The organism is Kribbella swartbergensis, assembly GCF_054784135.1.
In genome coordinates this window covers 67808-89270 of sequence record NZ_BAAGPM010000015.1, presented here as the reverse complement: position 1 = coordinate 89270, position 21463 = coordinate 67808, and the positions used below count along the sequence as shown (strand labels likewise).

20 protein-coding genes and 1 riboswitch are annotated in these 21463 nt (G+C 69.7%); of the genes, 3 read left to right on the top strand and 17 right to left on the bottom strand.

Features of this window, described 5'->3' with window-relative positions:
• Window positions 1-15: 15 nt before the first annotated feature.
• Window positions 16-95, bottom strand: a riboswitch (S-adenosyl-L-homocysteine riboswitch).
• Between the two features lie 70 nt (window positions 96-165).
• Together ACYVOK_RS11270 and ACYVOK_RS11265 are read right to left on the bottom strand one after the other, a co-directional pair.
• Window positions 166-594 (bottom strand): TetR/AcrR family transcriptional regulator, encoded by a 429-nt coding sequence (locus ACYVOK_RS11270; RefSeq protein WP_460662273.1) that lies wholly within the window; start codon window positions 592-594, stop codon window positions 166-168.
• Entirely contained in the window at window positions 488-1906 is a 1419-nt protein-coding gene (locus tag ACYVOK_RS11265) for an MFS transporter (protein ID WP_460662272.1), read from the bottom strand. The genes ACYVOK_RS11270 and ACYVOK_RS11265 overlap by 107 nt, the downstream gene beginning before the upstream one ends.
• 130 nt (window positions 1907-2036) lie before the next feature.
• Between ACYVOK_RS11265 and ACYVOK_RS11260 the strand changes: the two genes are divergently transcribed.
• Window positions 2037-2897, top strand: coding sequence for an NAD-dependent epimerase/dehydratase family protein (locus ACYVOK_RS11260; RefSeq protein WP_460662271.1), 861 nt, complete (start codon window positions 2037-2039; stop codon window positions 2895-2897).
• A gap of 105 nt (window positions 2898-3002) precedes the next feature.
• Here the strand turns inward: ACYVOK_RS11260 and ACYVOK_RS11255 are convergent, their stop codons facing one another.
• Together ACYVOK_RS11255 and ACYVOK_RS11250 are read right to left on the bottom strand one after the other, a co-directional pair.
• Window positions 3003-4439 (bottom strand): S1C family serine protease, encoded by a 1437-nt coding sequence (locus tag ACYVOK_RS11255; RefSeq protein WP_460662270.1) that lies wholly within the window; start codon window positions 4437-4439, stop codon window positions 3003-3005.
• 119 nt (window positions 4440-4558) lie between these two features.
• Window positions 4559-5116 carry a TetR family transcriptional regulator gene (locus ACYVOK_RS11250; RefSeq protein WP_460662269.1) on the bottom strand — a complete coding sequence of 186 codons (558 nt, stop codon included), beginning with the start codon at window positions 5114-5116 and terminating at the stop codon, window positions 4559-4561.
• Window positions 5117-5211: 95 nt separating this feature from the next.
• On the opposite strand from ACYVOK_RS11250, the gene ACYVOK_RS11245 reads away from it, so the two are divergent.
• Window positions 5212-6045, top strand: coding sequence for an oxidoreductase (locus tag ACYVOK_RS11245; protein WP_460662268.1), 834 nt, complete (start codon window positions 5212-5214; stop codon window positions 6043-6045).
• Between the two features lie 26 nt (window positions 6046-6071).
• On the opposite strand, the gene ACYVOK_RS11240 is transcribed toward ACYVOK_RS11245, so the two are convergent.
• The 12 genes from ACYVOK_RS11240 to ACYVOK_RS11185 form a co-directional block, all read right to left on the bottom strand.
• Entirely contained in the window at window positions 6072-6980 is a 909-nt protein-coding gene (locus tag ACYVOK_RS11240; RefSeq protein ID WP_460662267.1) for a ribonuclease Z, read from the bottom strand.
• A 14-nt stretch (window positions 6981-6994) separates the two neighbouring features.
• Window positions 6995-9253 carry an aminotransferase class III-fold pyridoxal phosphate-dependent enzyme gene (locus ACYVOK_RS11235; RefSeq protein ID WP_460662266.1) on the bottom strand — a complete coding sequence of 753 codons (2259 nt, stop codon included), beginning with the start codon at window positions 9251-9253 and terminating at the stop codon, window positions 6995-6997.
• Between the two features lie 78 nt (window positions 9254-9331).
• Window positions 9332-10657: a TldD/PmbA family protein gene (locus ACYVOK_RS11230; RefSeq protein WP_460662265.1), complete on the bottom strand. Its 1326-nt coding sequence runs from the start codon at window positions 10655-10657 to the stop codon at window positions 9332-9334.
• A gap of 35 nt (window positions 10658-10692) precedes the next feature.
• On the bottom strand, window positions 10693-12162 hold the full coding sequence (locus ACYVOK_RS11225) for a TldD/PmbA family protein (RefSeq protein ID WP_460662264.1): 1470 nt from the start codon (window positions 12160-12162) through the stop codon (window positions 10693-10695).
• Between the two features lie 163 nt (window positions 12163-12325).
• Window positions 12326-12544, bottom strand: a complete 219-nt coding sequence (locus ACYVOK_RS11220) for a hypothetical protein (protein WP_460662263.1) — start codon at window positions 12542-12544, stop codon at window positions 12326-12328.
• Window positions 12541-13335: a COG4280 domain-containing protein gene (locus ACYVOK_RS11215; protein WP_460662262.1), complete on the bottom strand. Its 795-nt coding sequence runs from the start codon at window positions 13333-13335 to the stop codon at window positions 12541-12543. Before ACYVOK_RS11215 ends, ACYVOK_RS11220 begins: the two co-directional genes overlap by 4 nt.
• A gap of 231 nt (window positions 13336-13566) precedes the next feature.
• Window positions 13567-14541: a threonine/serine dehydratase gene (locus ACYVOK_RS11210; protein WP_460662261.1), complete on the bottom strand. Its 975-nt coding sequence runs from the start codon at window positions 14539-14541 to the stop codon at window positions 13567-13569.
• A gap of 9 nt (window positions 14542-14550) precedes the next feature.
• The gene (locus ACYVOK_RS11205) at window positions 14551-15360 is read right to left on the bottom strand and encodes an ABC transporter ATP-binding protein (protein ID WP_460662260.1); all 810 of its coding nucleotides are present in this window, start codon (window positions 15358-15360) and stop codon (window positions 14551-14553) included.
• A 10-nt stretch (window positions 15361-15370) separates the two neighbouring features.
• Window positions 15371-16399: a FecCD family ABC transporter permease gene (locus ACYVOK_RS11200; RefSeq protein ID WP_460662259.1), complete on the bottom strand. Its 1029-nt coding sequence runs from the start codon at window positions 16397-16399 to the stop codon at window positions 15371-15373.
• A complete protein-coding gene (locus ACYVOK_RS11195; RefSeq protein ID WP_460662258.1) occupies window positions 16396-17457 on the bottom strand; it encodes a FecCD family ABC transporter permease in 1062 nt (353 codons plus the stop codon). The genes ACYVOK_RS11200 and ACYVOK_RS11195 overlap by 4 nt, the downstream gene beginning before the upstream one ends.
• Before the next feature lie 7 nt (window positions 17458-17464).
• Window positions 17465-18487: an ABC transporter substrate-binding protein gene (locus ACYVOK_RS11190; protein ID WP_460662257.1), complete on the bottom strand. Its 1023-nt coding sequence runs from the start codon at window positions 18485-18487 to the stop codon at window positions 17465-17467.
• Between the two features lie 28 nt (window positions 18488-18515).
• A complete protein-coding gene (locus ACYVOK_RS11185; RefSeq protein ID WP_460662256.1) occupies window positions 18516-19682 on the bottom strand; it encodes a C45 family autoproteolytic acyltransferase/hydolase in 1167 nt (388 codons plus the stop codon).
• Between the two features lie 219 nt (window positions 19683-19901).
• On the opposite strand from ACYVOK_RS11185, the gene ACYVOK_RS11180 reads away from it, so the two are divergent.
• Window positions 19902-20843 carry a MurR/RpiR family transcriptional regulator gene (locus tag ACYVOK_RS11180; RefSeq protein WP_460662255.1) on the top strand — a complete coding sequence of 314 codons (942 nt, stop codon included), beginning with the start codon at window positions 19902-19904 and terminating at the stop codon, window positions 20841-20843.
• Window positions 20844-20871: 28 nt separating this feature from the next.
• Here ACYVOK_RS11180 and ACYVOK_RS11175 read toward each other — a convergent pair whose 3' ends face one another.
• Entirely contained in the window at window positions 20872-21456 is a 585-nt protein-coding gene (locus tag ACYVOK_RS11175; RefSeq protein ID WP_460662254.1) for a Chromate resistance protein ChrB, read from the bottom strand.
• Between the last annotated feature and the right edge of the window lie 7 nt (window positions 21457-21463).

Sequence of the window (21463 nt, the reverse complement as noted above, 5' to 3'; positions counted from 1 at the left end):
GTCACCTCCAGAAAATCTCCGGAGGCGCCCTTGCAGTCAGAACTCCGGGCCGAGCGTGGCGGACCGATGGGTCCGTTGCAGCGCCTCTCGACCTGGCCGCACCATGTTAGCGGCGTCACATGGCCAGCACAGGGCCCTTGCCCATTTGGTGAGACGGCTGTTCAGTCAGTGGATGAGCGCCTGGATGGCCGGGGCGTAGAGGCCGGCGATGGTCTCCGGGTCGGCGGTGGTGCTCGGACCGGTCTTGTCGATCGACATCACCGCACCGAGGCCGAGCAGTTGGGCGGTGATGAGCTCGGCGCGCAGACCCGCGTCGTCTCCGGTGAGGCGGGCGGCGAACGCACGCGTCACCTGGTCACGGAAGTGCTCGCGGATCAGGGCGCGCTCGTCACCGCCGCCCGCCGCGAAGATCACCCGGACGAGCAGGTCGAGACCGTTCTCGCGGCGGTAGTTCACCAACGTCAGTACGGCGTGCCGGCCGAGATCCTCATCGGGTGCGCCGAGCAGGAGCTGGGCTGCCTCGCTGAAGTCCGCGACCTGCTCGAACAGCGCTTCCTTGCTGCCGAAGTGCTTGACGATCAGCGCCGCGCTCACGTTCGCGTCGGCGGCGAAGCGCGGGCGCAACCTGACCGCCGCGCGTCAGGGTCACGTGGGTCAGGACCGTCACCACGATCGTGCTGCAGATGGCGGCCCCGATCGTGCGCATCAGCGTGTTGAGTCCGTTCGCCGCGGCCGTTTCGGTCACCGGCACAGCATGCATGATCAGGGCCGGTAGTGCGGAGTACGCGACCGCGGTGCCGGCCGAGACGACTGTCGCCCCGGCCACGATCCCGGGCACGTTGCCACTGGTGAACAGCCGGACGACGTACCCGGCCGCCATCAGCACCGACGCGATCGCGAGCGTGAACCGTGGACCGCGAGCGGCCGAGATCCGCGCCGACACCGGTGACAGCACCACCATCGCGAGACCACCGGGCAGCAGGCAGAGCCCGCTGATGACGATCGACTCACCGAGGCCGTACCCGGTCCACGTCGGCTCCTGCACGAGTTGCGCGGTCGTCAGCGAGTTCGCGTAGAACGAGAACCCGATCAGCAGCGCGGCCAGGTTCGTGAACAGGATGGCGGGCCGCGCGGACACCCGCAGGTCGACGAGCGGACCGGTCGTCCTGAGCTCGTACCATCCCCACAGCGGCACGATCGCCACCGCTGCGACGTACAGGCCGGCCATCGCCGTCGTACCCCAGCCGCTGCCCTTGGACACGGCCAGCAGCAGGCAGACCAGGAACGCGCTCATGCCCAGTGCGCCCAGGACGTCGAAGCGGCCTCTGGTCCGCAGAGCCGACTCGGGCACGATCAGCAGGACCAGGGCGAAGTCGAGTACGCCGATGCCGGCGCAGATCCAGAACATCGTGTGCCAGTTGGAGTACTCCACGACCAGCGTCGCCGCCGGGATGCCGAACGCCGCGCCGACGCCCAGCGTCGAGCTCATCAGGGCGATCGACGGGATCACCCGGCGCGGCTCGAGTTCGTCGCGCAGGATGCTGATCCCCAGTGGTACGACGGCGACCGCGGCACCCTGGAACGCGCGGCCGGCGATCAGCACCGCCAGGTCCGAGCTGCTTGCGCAGAGCAACGAACCGATGACCATCGAGCCGAGAGCGATCAGCAGCACCCGGCGTTTGCCGTACATGTCGCCGGCCCGGCCGAGCAGCGGCGTGAACACCGCGCCGGTGAGCAGCGTGACGGTGATCAGCCAACTGACGTCGGCTGGCCCCCGATGCGTGATCCGCGGCAGCTCCGGCAACAGCGGCACGACGATCGTCTGGCTGATCGAAACCAGGACCCCGCAGGACGCCAGTGCGCCCAGCACGAGGCGCGGACGGGCTGGGCGGACGGTCGAGCTCACACGACTCCTCGCAGGGGTGAACACTTGTTTACTTCCACCTCAGGGTATGACGACCACCCCGGAATGGCCCACCGAATCCCCTGTGAACTGGACCACCGGCGGGCGGGCGGTGATCGCCTAGCGTGAGGCCATGCGGATCTTTGTCGCCGGTGCCACCGGCGCGATCGGACGCCTGCTCGTACCCCTCCTGGTCGCCGACGGCTACGAGATCACCGCCCTGACCAGACGGGACCCGGCCCCACTCGAGCGCGAAGGTGTGACGGCTGTCGTGGGAGACGTGTACGACGCCGAGACGTTGCGCGAGGTGGTCGCGGCGGCTCAGCCGGAGGTGGTCATGCACCAACTGACCGACTTGGGCTCGCGGGACTTCGCGGCGAACGGGCGGATCCGGCAGGTGGGCACCCGCAACCTGGTCGACGCCGCGCTCGCCGCGGGCGTGCGACGGATGATCTCGCAGAGCATCTCCTGGGCCTACGAAGGCGGCGACGAACCGGCCGTCGAGTCGACGCCGCTGGATCTCGGCGCAGCCGACGATTCCCGACGCGGAATGGTCGACGCGGTGGCCCAACTCGAAAGCATCACCGCCGAGGCGCCCGAGTGGGTGGTGCTGCGGTACGGCATGCTCTACGGCCCGGGCACTTGGTACACCAAGGGCGGTCTGATGGCCGACCTCGCCGCCGCGGGCAGTCTTCCGGCCGGCGCGGACGTCACGAGCTTCCTGCACGTCGAGGACGCCGCGATCGCCGCCGTCCAAGCGCTCACCTGGCCGACCGGCGCGGTCAACATCGTCGACGACGAACCCGCTCCGGCATCCGCCTGGATGCCCGTGTTTGCCGAGGCCGTCGGCGCTCCCGCTCCCCCACCGACGCAATCCAACCGACCCCCGTGGGCCCGCGGCGCCTCCAACACCTACGCCCGTACACACCTAGCGTGGACGCCGACTCACCCGACGTGGCGCACCGGCTTCTTTGGCGGCTCGGGCCAGCAGTAGCCCGCAGGCAACGGCGCACAGCGATCGGACCCGGGCCTCGGAGGGGTAGGAGGCGCGCCGGGTCCGATCGGTTTCGGTCCGCTTCAGCGGGGGGTAGCGCTGGGGTCAGCGGACCGGGCCTGGGACGAGTTCGATGGTTGCCTTGTGGTGGTGGCCGGTCGGGTCGACCCAGCCGACCTCGACCTTGTCGCCGGGGTGCTGCTTGTTCAACAGGGCGGAGAGGGTGTCGGGCGACTCGACCGGCTTTCCGGCAAAGGAGGTGATGACGTCTCCGGGCTCGATCCCGGCCTCGTCCGCCTTGCCGTTCGCGAGGACGCCTCCGACCACCGCGCCGGTCGTGGTCACGTCCGGCAGGACCGAGATGCCGAGCATCGCCGACTCGCCGATGTGCACGGTGTCCGACGCCTGACCGGCCTCGATCTGGTCGGCGATCTCCATCGCCTCGTTGATCGGAATCGCATACCCCTGTGTCGGGGTCTGTCCCTGCCCGTTCCCCGAGGCACCGCCCGACGCACCGCCGTTGCCGTCGCCCGCACCGGATCCGGGCCCGCCGTACCCGTTGCCGCCGTACGCCGCCAAGGTCGCAGTCGCGGCGGTGCTTGCGGCAGTTTGTCCCGGCCGACCCGTGCCTCCGTTGTTACCGCCCGAGCCGGCCGTGTCGACGCCGATCACCTGGCCGGCCGCATCGGCCAGCGGTCCGCCGGAGTCGCCGGCCTGGATGTTCGCGTTGGTCTGGATCAGGTTGGTCAGGTGCTCCGGGTCCTGGCCGTTCTGGTCGGTCGCGGTGATCGACTGGTTCAGCCCGGTCACGGTGCCGGGCGCGTAGCTCGGCGTACCGCCGACGCCGCCGGCGTTGCCGATCCCGACCACCTGGTCCCCGAGCGTGACCTTGTCCGAGTCACCGATCGTGGCCGTCGGCAGTCCGGACGCGTCTTTCAGTTTCAGTACGGCGACGTCGTGGGCCTCGTCGTACCCGACCACACTCGCCGAGTACGTCCTGCCGTTGCCGATGTCGACCACAGAGATCGACGTCGCGCCCTCGACCACGTGGTGATTGGTGAGAACCTCACCGTCGGACGTCAGCACGATCCCTGTCCCGGCCGCCCGCGCACCTTCGAACCCGAGCACCGAGTTCACGTCCACCAGTCCGGGCGAGACCTGGGCCGCCACCGCGGCCGGATTCAGGTGCTGCTGCGCGAGCTGCGAACCGTTCCCGCCCACTCGCTGGTCGATGCCCCAGGCAACCGATCCGGCGACCAGCGCGACGGCCAGGCCCAGCGCCGCGGCTCCGAGCAGCCGCCCCCGCTTCCGCGGCGGCTTCTGCTGCGGGACGCCGTACGGCGGATAGCCCGGGTACTGCGGATAGCCGAGGTGCGGCGGACCGGCCTGGTACGGCGCGGACTGCTGGGGACCGGCGTGCTGCCAGTAGCCCGGCTGCGGAGCGGGGCTCTGGTTTCCGGCGCCTTGCTGACCGGCGCCCTGTTGCCAGCCGCCGGCGCCCTGCCCTTGTCCCGCTCCCTGCCGTCCCGCGCTGTCGTCCATGTTCCGATTGCCTCCTCGGCGAGTGCTTTCCGCCTCCGAGTAGAGCGCGCGAGACTGAGAACTCCATCGACCCAATAGATGAGTTCCCTGAGAATCCGGAGTGGCGTCCGCCACACCCGCTACGTCGCCAGCAGCCGCCGTACTGCTTCGACGACGGCGTCGCGACGGGACTTCCGGTCCGGCGCGGCTGCGCCGTACTCGGGATTCATCGAGGACCAGCTGGTGGCGATGGCCTGGAGCAGGGCCAGCAGCTCGGCCGGGGCGAAATCCGCCGGTACGACGCCGGATCGCTGCGCCTGGTCGAGGTCGCCGAGCCGGCTCTTGTTGACCGCGACGATCGCCTCCAGGGCGGTGCCCTCCGGACGCTCCAGGCGGTACCAGATGTTGAGCCGCTGGTGCTCTGGGTGCTCCTCGAAGTAGTCGAAGACACGGCCGGCGTACCCGGGCAGATCGGCCGTGTCGAAGCCGACCTCGGCCAGGTAGGCGTCGACGGCAGCGGTATAGACCGCGTCGAACAGCCCGTCCTTGCTGCCGAAGTAGGCGTACAGCATCGCCTTGTTGCAGCCGGCCACCTCGGCGATCCGGTTCACCCGCGCGCCGGCGATCCCGCGGGCGGCGAACTCCTCGGTCGCGGCGGCCAGGATCCGCGCCCTGGTCCGGTCGGCGTTCCTCTGCATGCAGCCCAGCCTAACAACCATCCGGTTGGTTGATTTCCCGAACAGGCTGCGGTTAGCTGGGAATACATCCAACCAGTTGGTTAGTTAGGGCTGACATGAGCAAAGTATGGTTGATCACCGGTAGTTCCCGCGGGCTCGGTCGCGCCCTCACCGAGGCGGTCCTGGCCGCCGGCGACCGGGCGGTCGCCACCGCCCGCAAACCCGAGCAACTCGACGATCTGGTCATCGAGTACGGCGACCGGATCCGCGCCGTGGCCCTGGACGTCACCGACGCGGCCGCGGCGAAGGACGCCGTACGGACAGCTTTCGACGAGTTCGGCGCTCTCGACGTGGTCGCGAACAACGCCGGGTACGCGAACAGTGCCGCGATCGAGCAGACCACCGACGCGGACTTCCGGGCGCAGATCGAGACGAACCTGTTCGGCGTCGTCAACGTCACGAAGGCCGCGCTCCCGGTGTTCCGGCGGCAGCGCAGCGGTCACTTCCTGCAGTTCTCCTCGATCGGCGGGCGGGCCGGAGGTACGCCGGGCATGGGCGCGTACCAGACCGCGAAGTACGCGGTCGAAGGGTTCTCCCAGGTGCTGAGCAACGAGGTCGCGCCGTTCGGTGTGAAGGTGACGATCATCGAGCCGGGTGCGTTCCGGACCGACTGGGGTGGTGCGTCGATGACGCTGGCGCCGGTCGACCCCGATTACGACTCCACCGTCGGCGCGATGAACCGCTACCGGCTCGAGACCGACGGCAAGCAGCCCGGCGACCCGGCCAAGGCCGCCCGCGCGATCCTGGACATCGTTGCCCTCGACAACCCACCGCTCCAGCTGCTGCTGGGCAAGGACGCCCTCGCCCACGCCGACCAGGCCTCCCGGTCCCGAGCCGACGAGGCCGCCGCCTGGGCCCACATCACCACGTCGACGGACTACGCCGACTGACCGGGTCCGGAGGCCGCACCGGGGGGTCAGCGGCGGGGCGGGACCCGGGTGCGGGTCAGGTCGGCGGCGACGACGATCTCGCCGGCGAACTCCGCGGCGGCCTCGTCGTGGAACGCCTGCGGATCCAGGTAGCGCTGGGAGAAATGCGTGAGCACGAGTTTGCGGACGCCGCACTCCTGGGCCACCCGGGCCGCCTGGCGGGCGGTGAGGTGACCGAACCGGCGGGCCAGGGCCGCCTCGGTGGACAGGTAGGTGGACTCGATCACGAGCAGGTCGGCCCGGTCGGCGAGTTCGAGGACGTTGTCGCAGAGCCGAGTGTCCATGACGAACGCGAAGCGCTGTCCGGCCCGCGGCTCGCTGACCTGCTCGATCGTCACCGTGCGCCCGTCCACTTCGATCGACCCGGCCTGCTGCAACCGCCCGACCGCCGGACCCGCCACGCCGTACTCGGCGAGCTTGTCCGGCAGCATCCGCCGCCCGTCGGGCTCGATCAACTGGTACCCGAAGGACTCGATCGGATGCTCGAGCCGCCGCGCCCACAGTTGCCCGAACGGGCCGACCGACAGCAGCCCGTCCTCCTCGACGGGCTCCTCGAGCAACTCGGCTCGCTCGTAGAAGGAAGCGGCGTACCGGAGGCGGGTGAAGTACGCCTGACCCGACGCCGGGTAGTGCGCCCGGACGGGATGCGGTACGTCGTCCAGCGACAACCGTTCCACGATGCCCGGGACGCCGAGGCAGTGGTCGCCGTGGAAGTGGGTGACGCAGAGCCGGGTGATCGCGCCGGCCGGCACCCCGGCGTACAGCATCTGCCGTTGCGTTCCCTCACCGGGATCGAAGAGGAACCCGTCGGTGTCCCAGCGCAGGAAGTAGCCGTTCTGCGTGCGCTCACGCGAGGGCACCTGACTCCCGGTGCCCAGCACAACCAGTTCGCGCACCCGCCCAACAGTAGCTAATGCAACGCCTTCTGGAACGCCATGACGAACTGCCGCACCTCGGCCGACTCCCAGATCAGCGGCGGCCGGATCTTCAGCACTCCCCCACCGGGCCCGGTCGTTCCGACGAGTACGCCGTACTCCCGCAACCGCTCGGCGAAGTCAGCCGCGCCCGGCACCTCGACGCCGATCATGAGTCCCTGGCCGCGGACACCCGGCACGAGGGCTTCGAGACCAGCCCGCAGTTCGTCGCCGACCCGGCCGGAGCGCCGGACCAAGTCGGTCTGCTCGATCACGTCGAGGACGGTCAGCGCGGCGACACAGGACACCGGGTTGCCGCCGAAGGTGCTGAAGTACTCGTCGACCTCGACGAAGGCTTCCGCGATCTCCCGGCGGGTGATCAGGGCCGCGATCGGGTGCCCGTTGCCCATCGGCTTGCCGAGGGTGACGAAGTCCGGCGTCAGCCCGAAGTCCTGGAATCGCCACAGGTTGCGGCCGCCCCGCCCGAAGCCGGCCTGGACCTCGTCCGCCAAGAACAGCCCACCCGACGCCCGCGCCTCGTCCTGCAAGCCGCGCATGAAGGAGTCGGCCGGCGTCAGGATCCCAGCGCTGCTGAACACACTGTCGACCGCGAGCAACGCCAGATCGTGGCCGGCCCGCCTCAGCTCCGCTCGCGCGGCACGAACCCGTTCCGTCGCAGCAACGCTGTCGTCGCCAGGATTCCGGGGCGCCTCGAAGATCGCGACATGCGCGGGCCGCGCCTGCGCCGGGTAGGTGTTGGTGGAGAGGGCCGCCGTCGCCTCGCTGACCCCGTGATACGCGAGGTCGGCCACGATCGCGCCACCCCGTCCGGTGACGACCCGCGCCATCCGCCAGGCGAGGTCGTTGGCCTCACTGCCCGAGTTGGCGAACACACACGTGTCCAGCCCGTCCGGCATCGAGGCCGTCAGACGTTCGGCCAGCTCGACCACGTTGGGATGCAGGTAGCGCGAGTTCAGATTGAGTACGGCGGCCTGCCGCGAGATCGCCTGGACGACGGCCGGATGCGCGTGCCCGACGACGGGGACGTTGTTGTAGGCATCGAGATACCGGCGGCCGTCCGCGGTGTGGACCCACGCGCCTTCGGCCCGCACGACCTGCAGGGGCGACCGGTAGAACAGCGGCGACAGCTCACCACCCAGCGCGGCATGCCGTCGTACCAGCAGCGTCGGATCGGGAGTCTGGGCGGAGGCGACGCGCGAGGTTCCGCACAGCCGGTGGAAACGGTCGGCGAGGTCGCCCGCGGGGAACCCGGCGAGGAGGTCGAGGATCCGCCAACTGCCGGCGACCAGGCTGGTCAGGTATTCCTCGTTGTCCGGGAAGAGCGGCGCGCGCCAGGCCGAGATGAGGACGCTCGCCGCGGATCGGGCGAGGACCAACTCCCCGATCAGCGCGACCTCGGCAGGCTCGAGCGGCAGGACCCGCTGATACCCGTCGAGAAAGCGACCGGCGTCGTTCCAGAAGTCATCCGACTCGCGCAGCAGTGACGTCAGGCTGATCGCGAGGTCGGCCACCCGAGCCGTGTGGTGCATGTCGCCGAAGTCGATCACTCCCGCGATGCCGCCGTCCTGCAGGAGGACGTTGCTCAACGTCACGTCGCCGTGCAGCACGAACCCCGGCAACTCCCGCGTCGCCTGTTCGAGCGCCTCGAACCGATCGAGCAGCCGGTGCATCGGCACGCGGCGAGTCTCGTCCGGCAGCCCATCGGCGTACGGTCGCAGCGTGGTCACGACCCGCGGATCCCAGTCGAGCCGCCGGAACGCCGCCGGATGCCCGAACCCCTGCAAGGCGCGCGTCAGCCGCGCACTCACCGATCCGAACTCAGCCGCGAACCACACGGGCAGCGCGGTCAGGTCCGCGACCTCACCCGGCATCACGGTCATCACGCGGACCAGATGTGTCCGGCCGTCGTCGGCCTCGACCGTCACCACCGAACGACCGTCCAGGCCGGGCAGCACCCGTGGGATCGGCAGGTCCGGGTCGACCTGCTCGACGTGACGCATCGCGGCGGACTCCATCGCGATCTGGTCCGGGTCGTCACCCGAGTTCGACACCTTGATCACCAGCCGCCGGCCGTCCGGCGCGACGGCGAGGAAGTTCCGGTCCCGCTCGCTGCGCAGGTCCGACACGTCGGCGTCGATCCCGTACTCCGCCCGCAGCAACCGCGCCGCCGAGGTCAGCCCGACCCGCGGCGGATCCTCCTGCATGCTGGGCGTCCGCGTCGGCGTGGTGTGCACGGCAACTCCTTGACAGACGGCGTGTTGCAGCAGTGCCCCGCGGAATCATGAGCACGCGTCGCGCGGGGCACTGCTGGCTCAGGGGAGGACGAGTGGACCGGCGTCGATCAGCAGCGACGGTACGACGACGCTGTCCATGAAGGTCGTGTCACCGCACTCCCGGGTGTTGCCGACCGCAACAACAGCGTTGAGTACGTCGACCATCCGGAAGGTGAAACGCACCTGCGGATGCCAGGCGACGAGCTCACCGCCCTCAGCCCAGTACGTGCCGTCCCGCGTCGTACCGGTGACCAGCGTCTGCTTCGGGTGCAGGGACCGCAGGTAGTCGAGCCGGTTCACCACCAGGCCGCTGCCGCACTCGGCCAGCAACTCCTCGTCCGAGCTGTCACCCGGGTCCAGCAGCAGGTTGGACGGGCTCGGGTCGCCGCCGAACCGCCAGCCGTCGGGTACGGCGTGTCCGGTCGGGACGCCACCGGTGACGGCGGCGCGCCGCCGGTCGGAGACGACACCGGTCAGCACGCCGTGGTCGATCAGCTGGGTGCGGCGGCGTACGTTGCCTTCGGCATCAAAACCGCTGGGCAGACCCGCCGTGTCGGCACCGTCGTCGACCAGGCTGAGCAGGTCGCTCACCACCTTCTGCCCCATCCGCCCGGCGACTGCGGAGCGGCCGGTTGCGTAGCCGGTCGCGCCGAGGACGAAGTGTCCGTACGTCGCGATCAGCGTGATGACGGCCTGTGGTTTCAGCAGCACCCGGCACGGGCCGTGGTGGGCTTCACGGGTCGGCAGCGGACTCAGCGCCGCACGCAGCCGCGCCGGGATGTCGTCCACCGGGATCCGGTCCGCGTCGCGGTTCATGGAGCGGACGCTGACCGAGTTGTCGCCCTTCTTGGCGATCGCCTGGATCGATGCCTTCGTCAACGTCTCGGCCCGGAACAGCCCGTCGGAGTCGGCCACGACCCGATCCAGTACGTCGTACCTGATCGCCCCGCCCAGTGACGTCGACGAGTCGAGCCCGTCCCGCACGGTCGTGAACCACCGATGCCGGACCGCAGGATCCGCCTCCAGCACCGACTCGGCCGGCTCCACCTTCGGCACCGGACGGGAATGATCAACGGAAGGTGCGGACGCCGTTGGTGTCGCAGGTCCCGGTGGAAGGTCGGCGAGCGCCGCGTCGATGCGGGCTGCGAGGGCGCGGACCGCCTCGGGGTCGAGGGTTTCCAGGGAACCGGCGACGGAGCGGCCGTCGCGGGTGGTGCGGACCCGGACCCGGAGGCGGCGTTCGCTGTGCTGAGCCGTGACCTCGGACTCGGCGAAGCGGAGCAGGTCGGCGTGCTCACCGAGGACGTCGAGCCGGGTACCTTCCCCGAGGATCTCCAGCGCTTGTTCGACCTGGGACCGTGCCATTCCTGATTCCTCCTCCACCCGACCGCCTCGGCCGCTCATCGGCCCACCTGTACGTTCTGGAAGCGGCCTGGGACCGTGCCGTGACCGACGTGGGCGACCTGCAGCGGTTCGCCCTTGTTGCAGGACGGGACGCCGTGCACCTTCCACTCGTCCGGTCCTCCCAGCGCGTCGAGGCTGGCCCAGAACTGCGGTGTCACGCTCTGGTACGTGCAGTTCTTCAGCATCCGGCCGACCTTGCCGTCGCGGATCTCCCAGCCGATCTCGGTGCCGAACCGGAAGTTCATCCGCTGGTCGTCGATCGAGAACCCGCGGTTGGTGTCGACCAGGATGCCGCGCTTGGTGCCCGCGATCATCTCCGCAAGCGAGGAATCTCCCGGCTCCAGGCAGATGTTCGTCATCCGCACCAGCGGCAGCCGCTGCCAGCCGTCGGCGCGGGCCTGGCCGGTCGACTCGCCACCGAGCGCCCCGGCCGACTCCCGGCCGGACATGTAGCCGACGAAGATGCCGTCCTTGACCAGTTGCGTCCGTTGCGCCGGCACGCCTTCGTCGTCGTACCCGAAGGAACCGAGGGCGCCCGGGATGGTGGCGTCGGCGTACGCCGAGACGATCGGGGACCCCCAGCGGAAGGTGCCGCGGCGTTCGGGGGTGGCGTAGGTGCCGCCGGCCAGGCTGACCTCGGTCCCGAGCGCACGGTCGGCCTCCATCGGGTGACCGGCGCACTCGTGCAGCACCATCGCAAGCTGGTTGCCACCGGCAATGAGTGTGGTGATCTCGTCCGGGCACTGCGGCGCGGACAGCAGGGCGACGGCCTCGGAGGCGATCCGGGCCGCCTCCCGGTCCAGGCCGAGCGAGATCACGTGCTCGTAGCCGGCGGTGGCGAAGTCGCCGCGCTGGCCGCGGATCTGCCGCGGTACGCCCTGCGGGAAGGACCGGCGCTGCAGGTCGTCGCCGTCACCGGCGTTGACCAGCAGGCCGCCGCCGCTCTCGGTCAGGGTCTGCTCGATCAGCGCGCCCTCGGTGTTCGCGAACACCTTCTCGTCCCGGTAGAAGTCCATCGAGGCCTCGATCTGCTGGACCAGCGGACCGGCGGTCGACGCCTCCTTCACCGTCGCGGCGAGTAGGTCGAGCTTGCCGGACAACGGCACGGTGAACGGGTCGACCTGCATCGGCGAGCACCACCGGGCCCGGGTGGTCACCGGCGACCCGAGCTCCACCTGCCCGCCCCCACCGGCCGCGCGGGCCTGGCCGACCGCCTGGGCGACCACCGCGTCGAGCCCCTGGCGATCCAGCCGATGAGTGGCGGCGAACCCCCACCGGCCGCCGATCACCACCCGCAGGCCGAGCCCGGTGGAGTCGTCGTACCCGACCTCGCCGGGACCGTCGAGTTCCACCAGCACCTGCTCGTGCGTCCGCCGTACGACGCGAACGTCGCCGTACTGCACGTCCGCGGGAAGCAGCCCGAGCACCGCCTCGGCGGTATCGCGCATCACCGGTGAATCAGACATTCGGGACCTCCGATGCAATGGACGGAACGGGCGCCTCGATGGCAGCACTGTAGCAGACACTACGAGAATCTGAGAAGACGTTGTGTTTGCTACAGACCGTGCGGACAACGGAACCGGCCCCGCACCTTCGCGCGGGGCCGGTTCGGTCAAGCAGGGAAGGGGATCAGCGCCGTTTGGGGCGGACGTCGATGGCCAGGCTGATGGAGAACGCGACCACGACCGCGGCGCCGCCGAGCAGAGTCAGCGCGGTGTCGCCGAGCAGACCGGTGGCCATCACCGCCAACGTGAGGCCGAGTGCGAGCACCACGGCGACGGCGATCTTCCAGTCGTCACCGATGATGAAGTCGTACCAGAACTGCCCGAAGGCCTTGAGAAACCTCACTTCTTCACCTCCACAGGGACGTCACCGGCGGCCACCGGCGCGGCCGGGACCCGCAGCACTGAGACGAAGATCCGGCTGAGCAGGAGCCAGGCGGCCAGCAGGACGAGGATCATCAGGTCGTGACCCGGCCAGTCGATACTCTCCCGGCCGTCACGGAAGATGCCGAGACCCTCCACGGCCCAGTAGGTGCCGAACGACGCGAGCAGCAGGCCCACGCCGTACTTGAGCAGGTTCTCGTTGATCATCGACAGCGGGCGGCGGAGTGCGACCGCGGCACCGAGCACGATCACCACCGCGGCGATCGCCCCGAGGCTGGCGCCCGGGATGTTGCCGGCGTTCAGGCCGAACGTCAGCACGATGAAGACGACCTCCATACCTTCGAGGAAGACGCCCTTGAAGGACACCATGAAGGCGAACAGGTCGAAGCTGCTCCTGGTCTGGCCGGCCGCCTTCGCCGCCTCGACCTCTTCTCGGAAGATCGCCTCCTCGTCGTGGATCGCCTTTCGCCCCGACGATCTGAGGATTGCCTTGCGCAACCACTGCAGGCCGAAGATCAGCAGCAGGCCGCCGATCGCGAGCTGCAGGGCCGACTCCGGCAGCCAGTTCGCCAGCGCGTAGCCGGCCGCCACGGTGACCACCGCGAGCGCGCCGAGCGCGGCGAAGGTCCCGGCCAATGCCGACCGCCAGCTGCGGGTGTACCCCATCGCCATCACGATCGTGGTGGCTTCCACCATCTCCACGAAACACGCGACGAACGTCGCGATGATCAACCCCCACGTTGCCGCATCCATCTCCCACATCCTCGTCTCAGATGAAACATATGCTGCACGAAACGATAGTTACGTAGTGATGAGCGTGTCAACGGCTATGAGAACGGCGCCTCCGGCGCCGGGAGGAAGCCGCCTTCGGCGGCGGGGGGTGGGGGCGCTCAGCGTGTCAACGGCACGGCGGACGAGGGAATGGTCTGAATTCGGGCAGGCCGAAGTGCCCGAGGGAGGGGCTCGGGCGCTTCGGTGCTGGGGTCAGGCCAGGGCGGCCGCCAGCGTGGCGGACGAGATGTTGCCGCCGCAGGACACCACGGCGACGCGCTTCCCCTCGAGTTCGGTACGGCGCGCGCGTACGGCGGCGAACGCCATCGCGGCGGATCCCTCGATCAACTGGTGTTCGGTGTCGATCACCGTCCGCAGCGCGGCGCCGATCGCGTCCTCACTCACCAGCACCCAGTCGTCGACCAGGTCGCGGCACAACGGGAACGTGATGCTGCCCGGTTCGACGCTGCCCGCCGTACCGTCGGACAACGTCTCCTGCCCGTCCACCTGGACGATCCGGCCGGCCCGGACCGACGCGGCCATCGCGTCGTCGCGCACCGGCGAGGCGCCGTACACGCGGATCCCAGCCCGGTGCTTCTTGAGCACCGACGCGACACCGCTGATCAGGCCGCCGCCACCGACGGCCACGACCACGGCGTCGAGCGGAGCGCCGGCCAGCTGCTCGAGCATCTCGACCGCGACCGTGCCCTGGCCGGCGATGATGTCCGGGTCGTTGTACGGCGGCACGTAGGCCAGGCCGTGCTCGGCGGCGTATGCCCGCGCCTTCGGCTCGAGCACTCCGGAATCGTTGCCCTCGGCCCGTAGTTCGAGACCGAGCCGGCGCAGCGCGGCGACCTTGCTGGGTGACGCGTTCTCCGGCAGGTACACGATGCCGCGTCCGCCCAGTGTCGCCAGCGCGTTCCCGACGCCGAGCCCGTGGTTGCCGGTCGACGCCGTCACCACGCCGCTCGCCCGCTGCTCCTCGGTGAGCGTCAGGATCTTCGCCATCGCCCCACGCGCCTTGAACGAGCCGGTGCGCTGGAGGTGCTCGCACTTGACCAGCACCTCCGCCCCGAGTTCGTCGCTGAACGCGCCGAAGCGGACGAACGGCGTGAGCGGCAGGTGCTCACGCAGCCTCGGCGCGACCCGTTCCGCCCGCTCAGCGGCTTCCGCGGGACTCAATGTCATGTACGACTCCTATCCGGTTGCCACCGAGAGCTGGGTGCGCAGGCCGGCTCGTAGTGGGATGCACATCGGTTTACCACTGACCGGGTGCGGGACGACCTTCGACTCCACACCGAACACGTCCCGGATGATGTCGCAGGTGAACACCTCCTCCGGCGGCCCCTGGGTGACCAGGCCGCCGGACTTCATCACGAACACGTGGTCGGCGTACTCCGCGGCCATGTTGAAGTCGTGCAGCACCATCGCGACCGTCTTGCCCTGCTCCTGGTTGAGCTGGTGCAGCAGGTCGAGCACCTCGAGCTGGTAGGCGACGTCGAGGTACGTCGTGGGTTCGTCGAGCAGGATCAGGTCCGTGCCCTGGGCCAGGCACAGCGCGATCCACACCCGCTGCCGTTGCCCCCCGGACAGCTGGTCCACGTGCTGGTGCCGGAGCTCCGCCGTACTGGTCACGTCCATCGCCCACTCGACGGCCTCCTTGTCGGCGGGGCTCGGCACCTTGAGCGAGGCGCGGTGCGGGTGACGGCCGAACCAGACCAGATCCTCGACCGAGATCGACTCGGGCGTGACCAGGACCTGCGGCAGGATCGCGAGCAGCCGGGCCACCTCCTTCGTCGGTGTGTCCTGGATCGACTTCCCGTCCAGGATCACACTTCCCTTCTGCGGGGGCAGCAACCGGGCCAGGGCCCGCAGCGCGGTGCTCTTGCCGGAGCCGTTGGGACCGATCAGCACGCTGACCTTCCCGTCCGGGATGGTCAGGGTCAGGTCCTTGGCGATGACGCGCTGGTCATAGGCGAGCTGGACGCCCTGTGCCTGCAGACGCATGGCGGTTCTCCTACTTTCCGGTCTTCACGAGCAGGTAGAGGAAGTACGGTCCGCCGACCACGGCTGTCACCAGGCCGGCGGGGATCTCCAGCGGCGGGGCGAGGCCGCGGCCTAGCATGTCGGCGAACAGCATCAGCAGTACGCCGAAGAGCGCGGCGGCCGGGATCGAGGCGACATGCTTGCCGCCGAACACCCGGCGGGCCATGTGCGGCGCGATCAGGCCGACGAAGCCGATCGTGCCCGACACCGCGACCGCCGCGGCGGCCAGCGCGACCGCGAACAACAGCAGCGTCCGCCGGGTCCTCTCGACCGGCTCGCCGAGCCCGGCGGCGAGGTCGTCGCCGAGGCCGAGGACGTCGAGTTTGCGGCTCCAGATCACGATCAGCGGCACCAGCACCGCCACCCACGGGAGGATCTCGAGGACCGAGCTCATCGAGCGGCCGAACAGGCTGCCGGTCAGCCAGATCAGCGCCGCGGACACGTCCAGCGGGTTGCGCACCAGCAGGAAGCGGATCCCCGCCTCGAACGCCGCGCTGACCGCGATGCCGACGAGCGCGATCCGCACGGGTGTGGCGCCGCGGCGATAGGCGAGCAGATAGACCATGGCCGCGGCGAGGAGTCCACCGGCGAACGCGGCCGGTACGACGGCCACCACCGGGAGGCCCGGGATCGCCAGTAGCAACAGCATGCCCGCGAACCCGGCTCCCTTGGTCACGCCCACGACGTCGGGCGCGGCCAACGGGTTGCGGATCACCCCCTGCATCACCGCGCCGGACACCGCCAGGGCGATCCCGACCAGCCAGGCCAGCAGGACCCGCGGCAGCTGGAACTGCACGACGATCTGCGCCGCCTGATCGCTGGTGTTGCCGACCATCGCATTGAACACGTCACGCATCGACACGTCCGTCGCGCCGACACTGAGGCTGTAGAAACTCAGCACCACCGCGAGCACGCCGAGGGATCCCATCAGGACGGCGGGGTGCCGCTGGGCCATCGACGTACGCCGCACATGCTGCGCGACAATCGCCGTACTGGTCATGAGCTCACCTTCTGTCGACGAGCCAGGTAGACGAAGATCGGTGCGCCGATCAGGGCGGTGACGACACCGGCCGGCACCTCGAACGGCGGCTTGATGTAGCGGGACACGATGTCGGCGTACAGCACCAGCACACCTCCGGCCACCGAACACAGCGGCAACAGGGCCGTGTAGCTGGAACCGACCAGGCGGCGCATGATGTGCGGCACGATCAGGCCGATGAACGCGACCGGACCGGCCACCGACACCGCGGCACCGCACAACACGATGACCAGGGCGGACCCGAACATCCGCGTCCGTTCCACGTTCTGCCCCAGACCGCGGGCCATGTCGTCACCGAGTGCCAGCAGGTTCAGCGACCGGGCCATCGCGAACGCGCCGATCAGGCCCGCCACCAGCCACGGGAGCAGGTTCCGAATGTCCTGCCAGCCGGCGAAGTTGACGCCGCCGACCAGCCAGAACAGCACGCTGTCGGTCGAGTTCTCGTCGAAGATGATCAGCACCTGCGTCAGCGAGATCAGCAGGCTGCTCGCGGTCACACCGGCCAGGGCGAGCCGGACCGGACTGACCCGGCCCCGGCCCGACCCGGCCAGCAACATCACCGACACACCGGCGGCTGCCGCACCACCGAACGCCAGCAGGATCGTCGGCGCACCGGACAGCGACGGCACCACGGTGATCGCGAGTACGACGACCAGGACCGCCCCGGCGTTGACGCCCATGATCTCCGGTGCCGCCAGCGGGTTCGCGGCGACCGCCTGCATCAGCGCACCGGCGACCGCCAGGGCGGCGCCGACGCACAGCGCCAGCACCACCCGCGGCAGACGGATCGACTGGATGATCATCAGGTCCGGCTGATCCGCCCGGAAGATTGCCGCCGGCAGCCGGGTGAGCGAGATCTGCTGGCTCCCGATCGACAGGCTCCACACCACGCCGGCCACGACCAGCACCAGCAGCGCCAGCGTCACCCAGGTGACCCGCTGCTTGCTGGTGACGATCCTCGGACGCTGGGGAACGGCGTCCTCGACGGGTTCGGGCGCGGTGCCCACCGGTGCAGACACGACCATGTCACTTCCCGTAGAGGAGCTTGACGGCTTCCTGGGCGACCACCTCGGAGGCGATCAGACCCCGCGACCGGGACCACTCGTTCGGGTTCACGTCGAACGTCGCGTTGTTCTTCACGGCCGGGATCTCCTTCCACAGCGGACTCTTCGCCCAGGTGTCACGCAGCGTCGGCCCGTCGTTGGGGGCGATGAACATCACGTCCGGCTTGGTGGCCACCAGGGTCTCCAGGGTGAGCGAGACCGACGCGTCCCCGGACTGGTCCGGCAGCGCCGACTGGATCCCGATCGCGGCCAGCACGCCCGGCGTGTACGCCTTCGGCGGGAACCCGGTGAAGCCCTTCTCCGAGGCGCGCACGAAGAGCGCCTTGCGCTTCTCGTCCGCGGGCGCCTTGGCCTTCAGTTCGGCCATCAGCTTGGCGTGCTCGGCCAGCCGGGACTTCATCTCGTCGCACTTGTTCAGTGCGATCGCGGTCGACATCTCGCTGTCCAGCACCTGCTGGTAGTTGCCGTTGAGACTGGCGTAGGCGATGGTCGGCGCGATCTTGGCCAGCTGGGCGTAGATCGCCTTGTGCCGGCCGCTGTCGGCGACGATCAGGTCCGGCTTCAGCGCGGTGATCACCTGGATGTTCGGCGTCGCCCGCAGGCCGACCGACGCGTACTCGCCGACCTGGTCGCGCAGGGCCGGGATGATCCGCTCGCGCTGGTTGTCGTCGGCGACACCGACCGGTGACATCCCGACGGCGACCAGGGCGTCGACGAAGGAGTACTCCAGCGCCACCACCCGGGTCGGGCTGCCGGTGATCGTGGCGGTGCCGAGGTCGTGCTGAAGAGTGCGGGTGGGTTTCCCGCACTGGTCCAGGTTGACGTTCGGGCTGACGCCTTCGGCCGCCGCGGCGCGGTCGGCGTTCGGCGCCGCGCCGGTGGACGGCGAGGCGGAGGAGCCGCCGCAGCCGGTCAGGGCGGCCGCGGCGGCGGTCAGGGCTACTACGGCGACAGCACGCCGTACTTTCGTGGCGGAGTAGGACATGGCACGTGCTCCTCGGACTGAAGCTGGGTCATCGGGCGCCGGCGAGTGCGTGCGCCGGACCGGGGACGTCGGGACGGTCGTCCGGGCCGGGACCGTCGTAGAGATTCCACGGGAGCTGCTGGTAGCTGTTGGCACACGGCAGGCCCGGGGTGAGCCGGTAGGTGCCAGTGGTCAGATCGACCAGACTGGACACGATGGTGGCGTAGCGGTCGAGCTCGTGCCGGCGCGGATCGACGTGCTGGCAGACGGCGTCGGGGTGACCGAAGTGGTCGCTCATCGTGTCCTGCACGATCTTCACGAGCGCCCCCTCGGTGGTGCCGTCGCGGCGGACCCGGTGCAGGCCCTTCTCGACGCGCGGCACCCGGTAGAGCGAATCCACCGAGAACGGCCGGTAGGTGTTCTCGAGCTGGGGCGGGACGAACGCCTGGAAATGGTTGCCGTGTACCAGCAACCCCTCCGCCGGGTACATCCAGCCGTGCCGTCCGGGCGTGGTCTCGACGTCGATGGCGAAACCCTCCCGGTGGGTGAGCAGGAGATTGCTGGACAAGGTCTGGCGGGCGTCGAAGACGGCCTTCAGCGCCTCGTGGAAGTCCCAGCTCTCCAGGACCTTGCGGCGGACGAAGGCGCCGGGGACGCCCAGTCCGGTGCCGAAGCCGGCGCCCAGGCCGTTCGCGTTCAGCGCGATACCGGCCGAGTTGGCGCCGTGCCGGCCGACCTGGCCGGCCTCGACGTGACAGATGATCGTGGGCTTGCCGGGCTGCGCGATCCGTACGGCGACGATCGTGTCGGCGACGCCGGCCCACAGGTCCCAGTTCTGCCCAGCCCAGGTCCGCCCCAGCGGGTTGGCCTGGGGCAGGATCGCGAACGACGTGCAGCCCTCGTCGTCCTGGGGTTCGAAGGGGTGCCCGCGGGTGAGCTCGCCGCGGCTGTTCAGCGCGACGATCTCCTCGAAGGTGCGGCCGGAACCCTCGGCGATCCCGCGCAACTCGGGCACGATGTCCGGCAGGTAGCCCTCGATGATCGGCACCCAGCCGGCCGCCCGCTCCAGCACCTGCGGCCAGCCCAGTCCGGTCTTGTGCGCGACGGACTCGGCGTAGAAGGCCACGGAGGCGGCGATCCGGTCGCGGGCGGCCTCGCCGTACTGGTGACCGCGCACCCGCGGATCCGTTGCCGAGATGTCGATGGTGTCGATCACGGATGCTCCCTGCATGGACGGGGATGGAGCCGGAGCCGGGGAGCTGGGGCCGCTCCGACCGGTCGTTCGTTGTGTTCACTACGAATATTCAGTTGACGGTAGTGATTGCTACAATCCCTGTCAACGGGTTCTGCCCGGGTTTACCTGGCGGTGATCTGAACCCGCGGGTGACATGATCGGTCCGTAGCGACCGCACGACCGTGAGGGGTGAACAGCGCCGTGACCACTGCGGAGATCAAGCCGCCCACCTTGCAGGAGCGGGTGGCGGCACGGCTCGCCGGCCTCACCGCGACCGAACGGAAGGTGGCGGAGTACCTGTCCGCGCACCCGCAGGAGGCCGCGTTCTCGTCCGCCGAGGAGCTCGGCCGCGCGACCGGCACCAGCGACGCGAGCGTCGTACGCACCGCCAAGGCGCTCGGGTACGACGGTCTGCCCGGCCTGAAGCGTTCGCTACAGGGCCACCTGCAGACCCTGCTCACCCCGGCCAACCGGCTGAGCGCCAGCCTCGAGTCGCTCGGCCAGGGACCGGAGGCGGTCCTGCGGGCGACGCTGCGCGATCACATCGAGCACCTGACCATGGCCGAGCAACTGATCGACCCGGAGGAGTTCCGCCGCGCGGTCGAGCTGGTCGACGGCGCCCGGGAGACGGTGATGTGCGGGTTCGCCGGTCTGGACGGAGTCTCGGAGTACATCGCCACCCACCTGACCCGGATCGGGCACCGGGCCCGGGTCGCGAGCGACACCGGCTACCGGCTGGCGGACCGGATCCTGCTGCTCGAACCCGACGACGTCGTCATCGTGATGGCGCACAACCGGCTGAGCCGCGAGGCCCGGATCGTCATCGACCACTGCTCGGAGGCCGGCGTACCGGTGATCCTGGTGACCGACACCCTCGGCGAAGCGCTACGGGACGAGGTGGCCGTCGTGCTGTCGACCCGGATGAGCCGGCCCGGCACGTTCACGAGTCAGGCGATGGTGCTCATCCTGCTGGAGGCGCTGACGATCGCCGTCGCCGCCCACGACCGGGAACGCGCGCTGAGCAACACCGAACGCATGAACCAACTCCGCGAACAACTCAACGGCTACTCCCTGGCCGACGAGAACGTCCTGGGCCTTCCCCGGACGACTCCCCGCCCCAAACCCCGCCGCCGCACCACCTGAGCAACCAGGAACCACAGGCTCGGCCGGGTCAGACCTTGCCCTCGGTGCGTTCGTAGACGTCGGCCTCGAACTCCTCCAGCAGGCGTTCGCACTCGGCGACCTTGGCGCGGGCCAGTTCCTTGCCGTCGGCACCCATCCAGTCGCGGCCCTCGACCTTCGCCAGCCAGCGGCGGAGCTTCTCCAGGTCCTGCCGGATCTCCTCGGCCTCCTCGAACGTGTAGTTCTCCCGGAACCGCTCGAACTCGATCTCCTTGACGAACTTGGTCTCGCACTCCTCGACGATCTCGGCGTACTCCTTCGCGGACTGACTCCGGAAGCCCTCCACGAACTGCGACCGCGCGTCCTCGTCCACATCGGTGAGGGTGAGGAACACACTCGACCCGCCGAGCTCGGCGACCCGCTCGCGGACCTTCTCCATCCCGGTCCGCAGGTCGTCGCGGTCCGGCAGCACACACACCGCCTGCTGGACGTAGAACCCGCCCAGCCGCTTCAGCTCCCGCCAGACCGCCACCCGCGCCCGCGACGAGTCGCTGGGCACCTTGTAGATCAGCAGCAGCCAACCCTCGGTGTCAGGGGTGGTCACCGCTGCCTTCGTCCGTCGGGTCGTCGCCATGCCGCAC

Excerpts from the sequence above, each read along its gene's own strand:
- ACYVOK_RS11225 (WP_460662264.1), bottom strand. The coding sequence starts at position 12,162 with ATGTCTGATTCACCGGTGATGCGCGATACCGCCGAGGCGGTGCTCGGG.
- ACYVOK_RS11175 (WP_460662254.1), bottom strand. The coding sequence starts at position 21,456 with ATGGCGACGACCCGACGGACGAAGGCAGCGGTGACCACCCCTGACACC.
- ACYVOK_RS11200 (WP_460662259.1), bottom strand. The coding sequence starts at position 16,399 with ATGACCAGTACGGCGATTGTCGCGCAGCATGTGCGGCGTACGTCGATG.
- ACYVOK_RS11250 (WP_460662269.1), bottom strand. The coding sequence starts at position 5,116 with ATGCAGAGGAACGCCGACCGGACCAGGGCGCGGATCCTGGCCGCCGCG.
- ACYVOK_RS11205 (WP_460662260.1), bottom strand. The coding sequence starts at position 15,360 with ATGCGTCTGCAGGCACAGGGCGTCCAGCTCGCCTATGACCAGCGCGTC.
- ACYVOK_RS11255 (WP_460662270.1), bottom strand. The coding sequence starts at position 4,439 with ATGGACGACAGCGCGGGACGGCAGGGAGCGGGACAAGGGCAGGGCGCC.
- ACYVOK_RS11245 (WP_460662268.1), top strand. The coding sequence starts at position 5,212 with ATGAGCAAAGTATGGTTGATCACCGGTAGTTCCCGCGGGCTCGGTCGC.
- ACYVOK_RS11230 (WP_460662265.1), bottom strand. The coding sequence starts at position 10,657 with ATGGCACGGTCCCAGGTCGAACAAGCGCTGGAGATCCTCGGGGAAGGT.
- ACYVOK_RS11260 (WP_460662271.1), top strand. The coding sequence starts at position 2,037 with ATGCGGATCTTTGTCGCCGGTGCCACCGGCGCGATCGGACGCCTGCTC.
- ACYVOK_RS11210 (WP_460662261.1), bottom strand. The coding sequence starts at position 14,541 with ATGACATTGAGTCCCGCGGAAGCCGCTGAGCGGGCGGAACGGGTCGCG.
- ACYVOK_RS11215 (WP_460662262.1), bottom strand. The coding sequence starts at position 13,335 with ATGGATGCGGCAACGTGGGGGTTGATCATCGCGACGTTCGTCGCGTGT.
- ACYVOK_RS11190 (WP_460662257.1), bottom strand. The coding sequence starts at position 18,487 with ATGTCCTACTCCGCCACGAAAGTACGGCGTGCTGTCGCCGTAGTAGCC.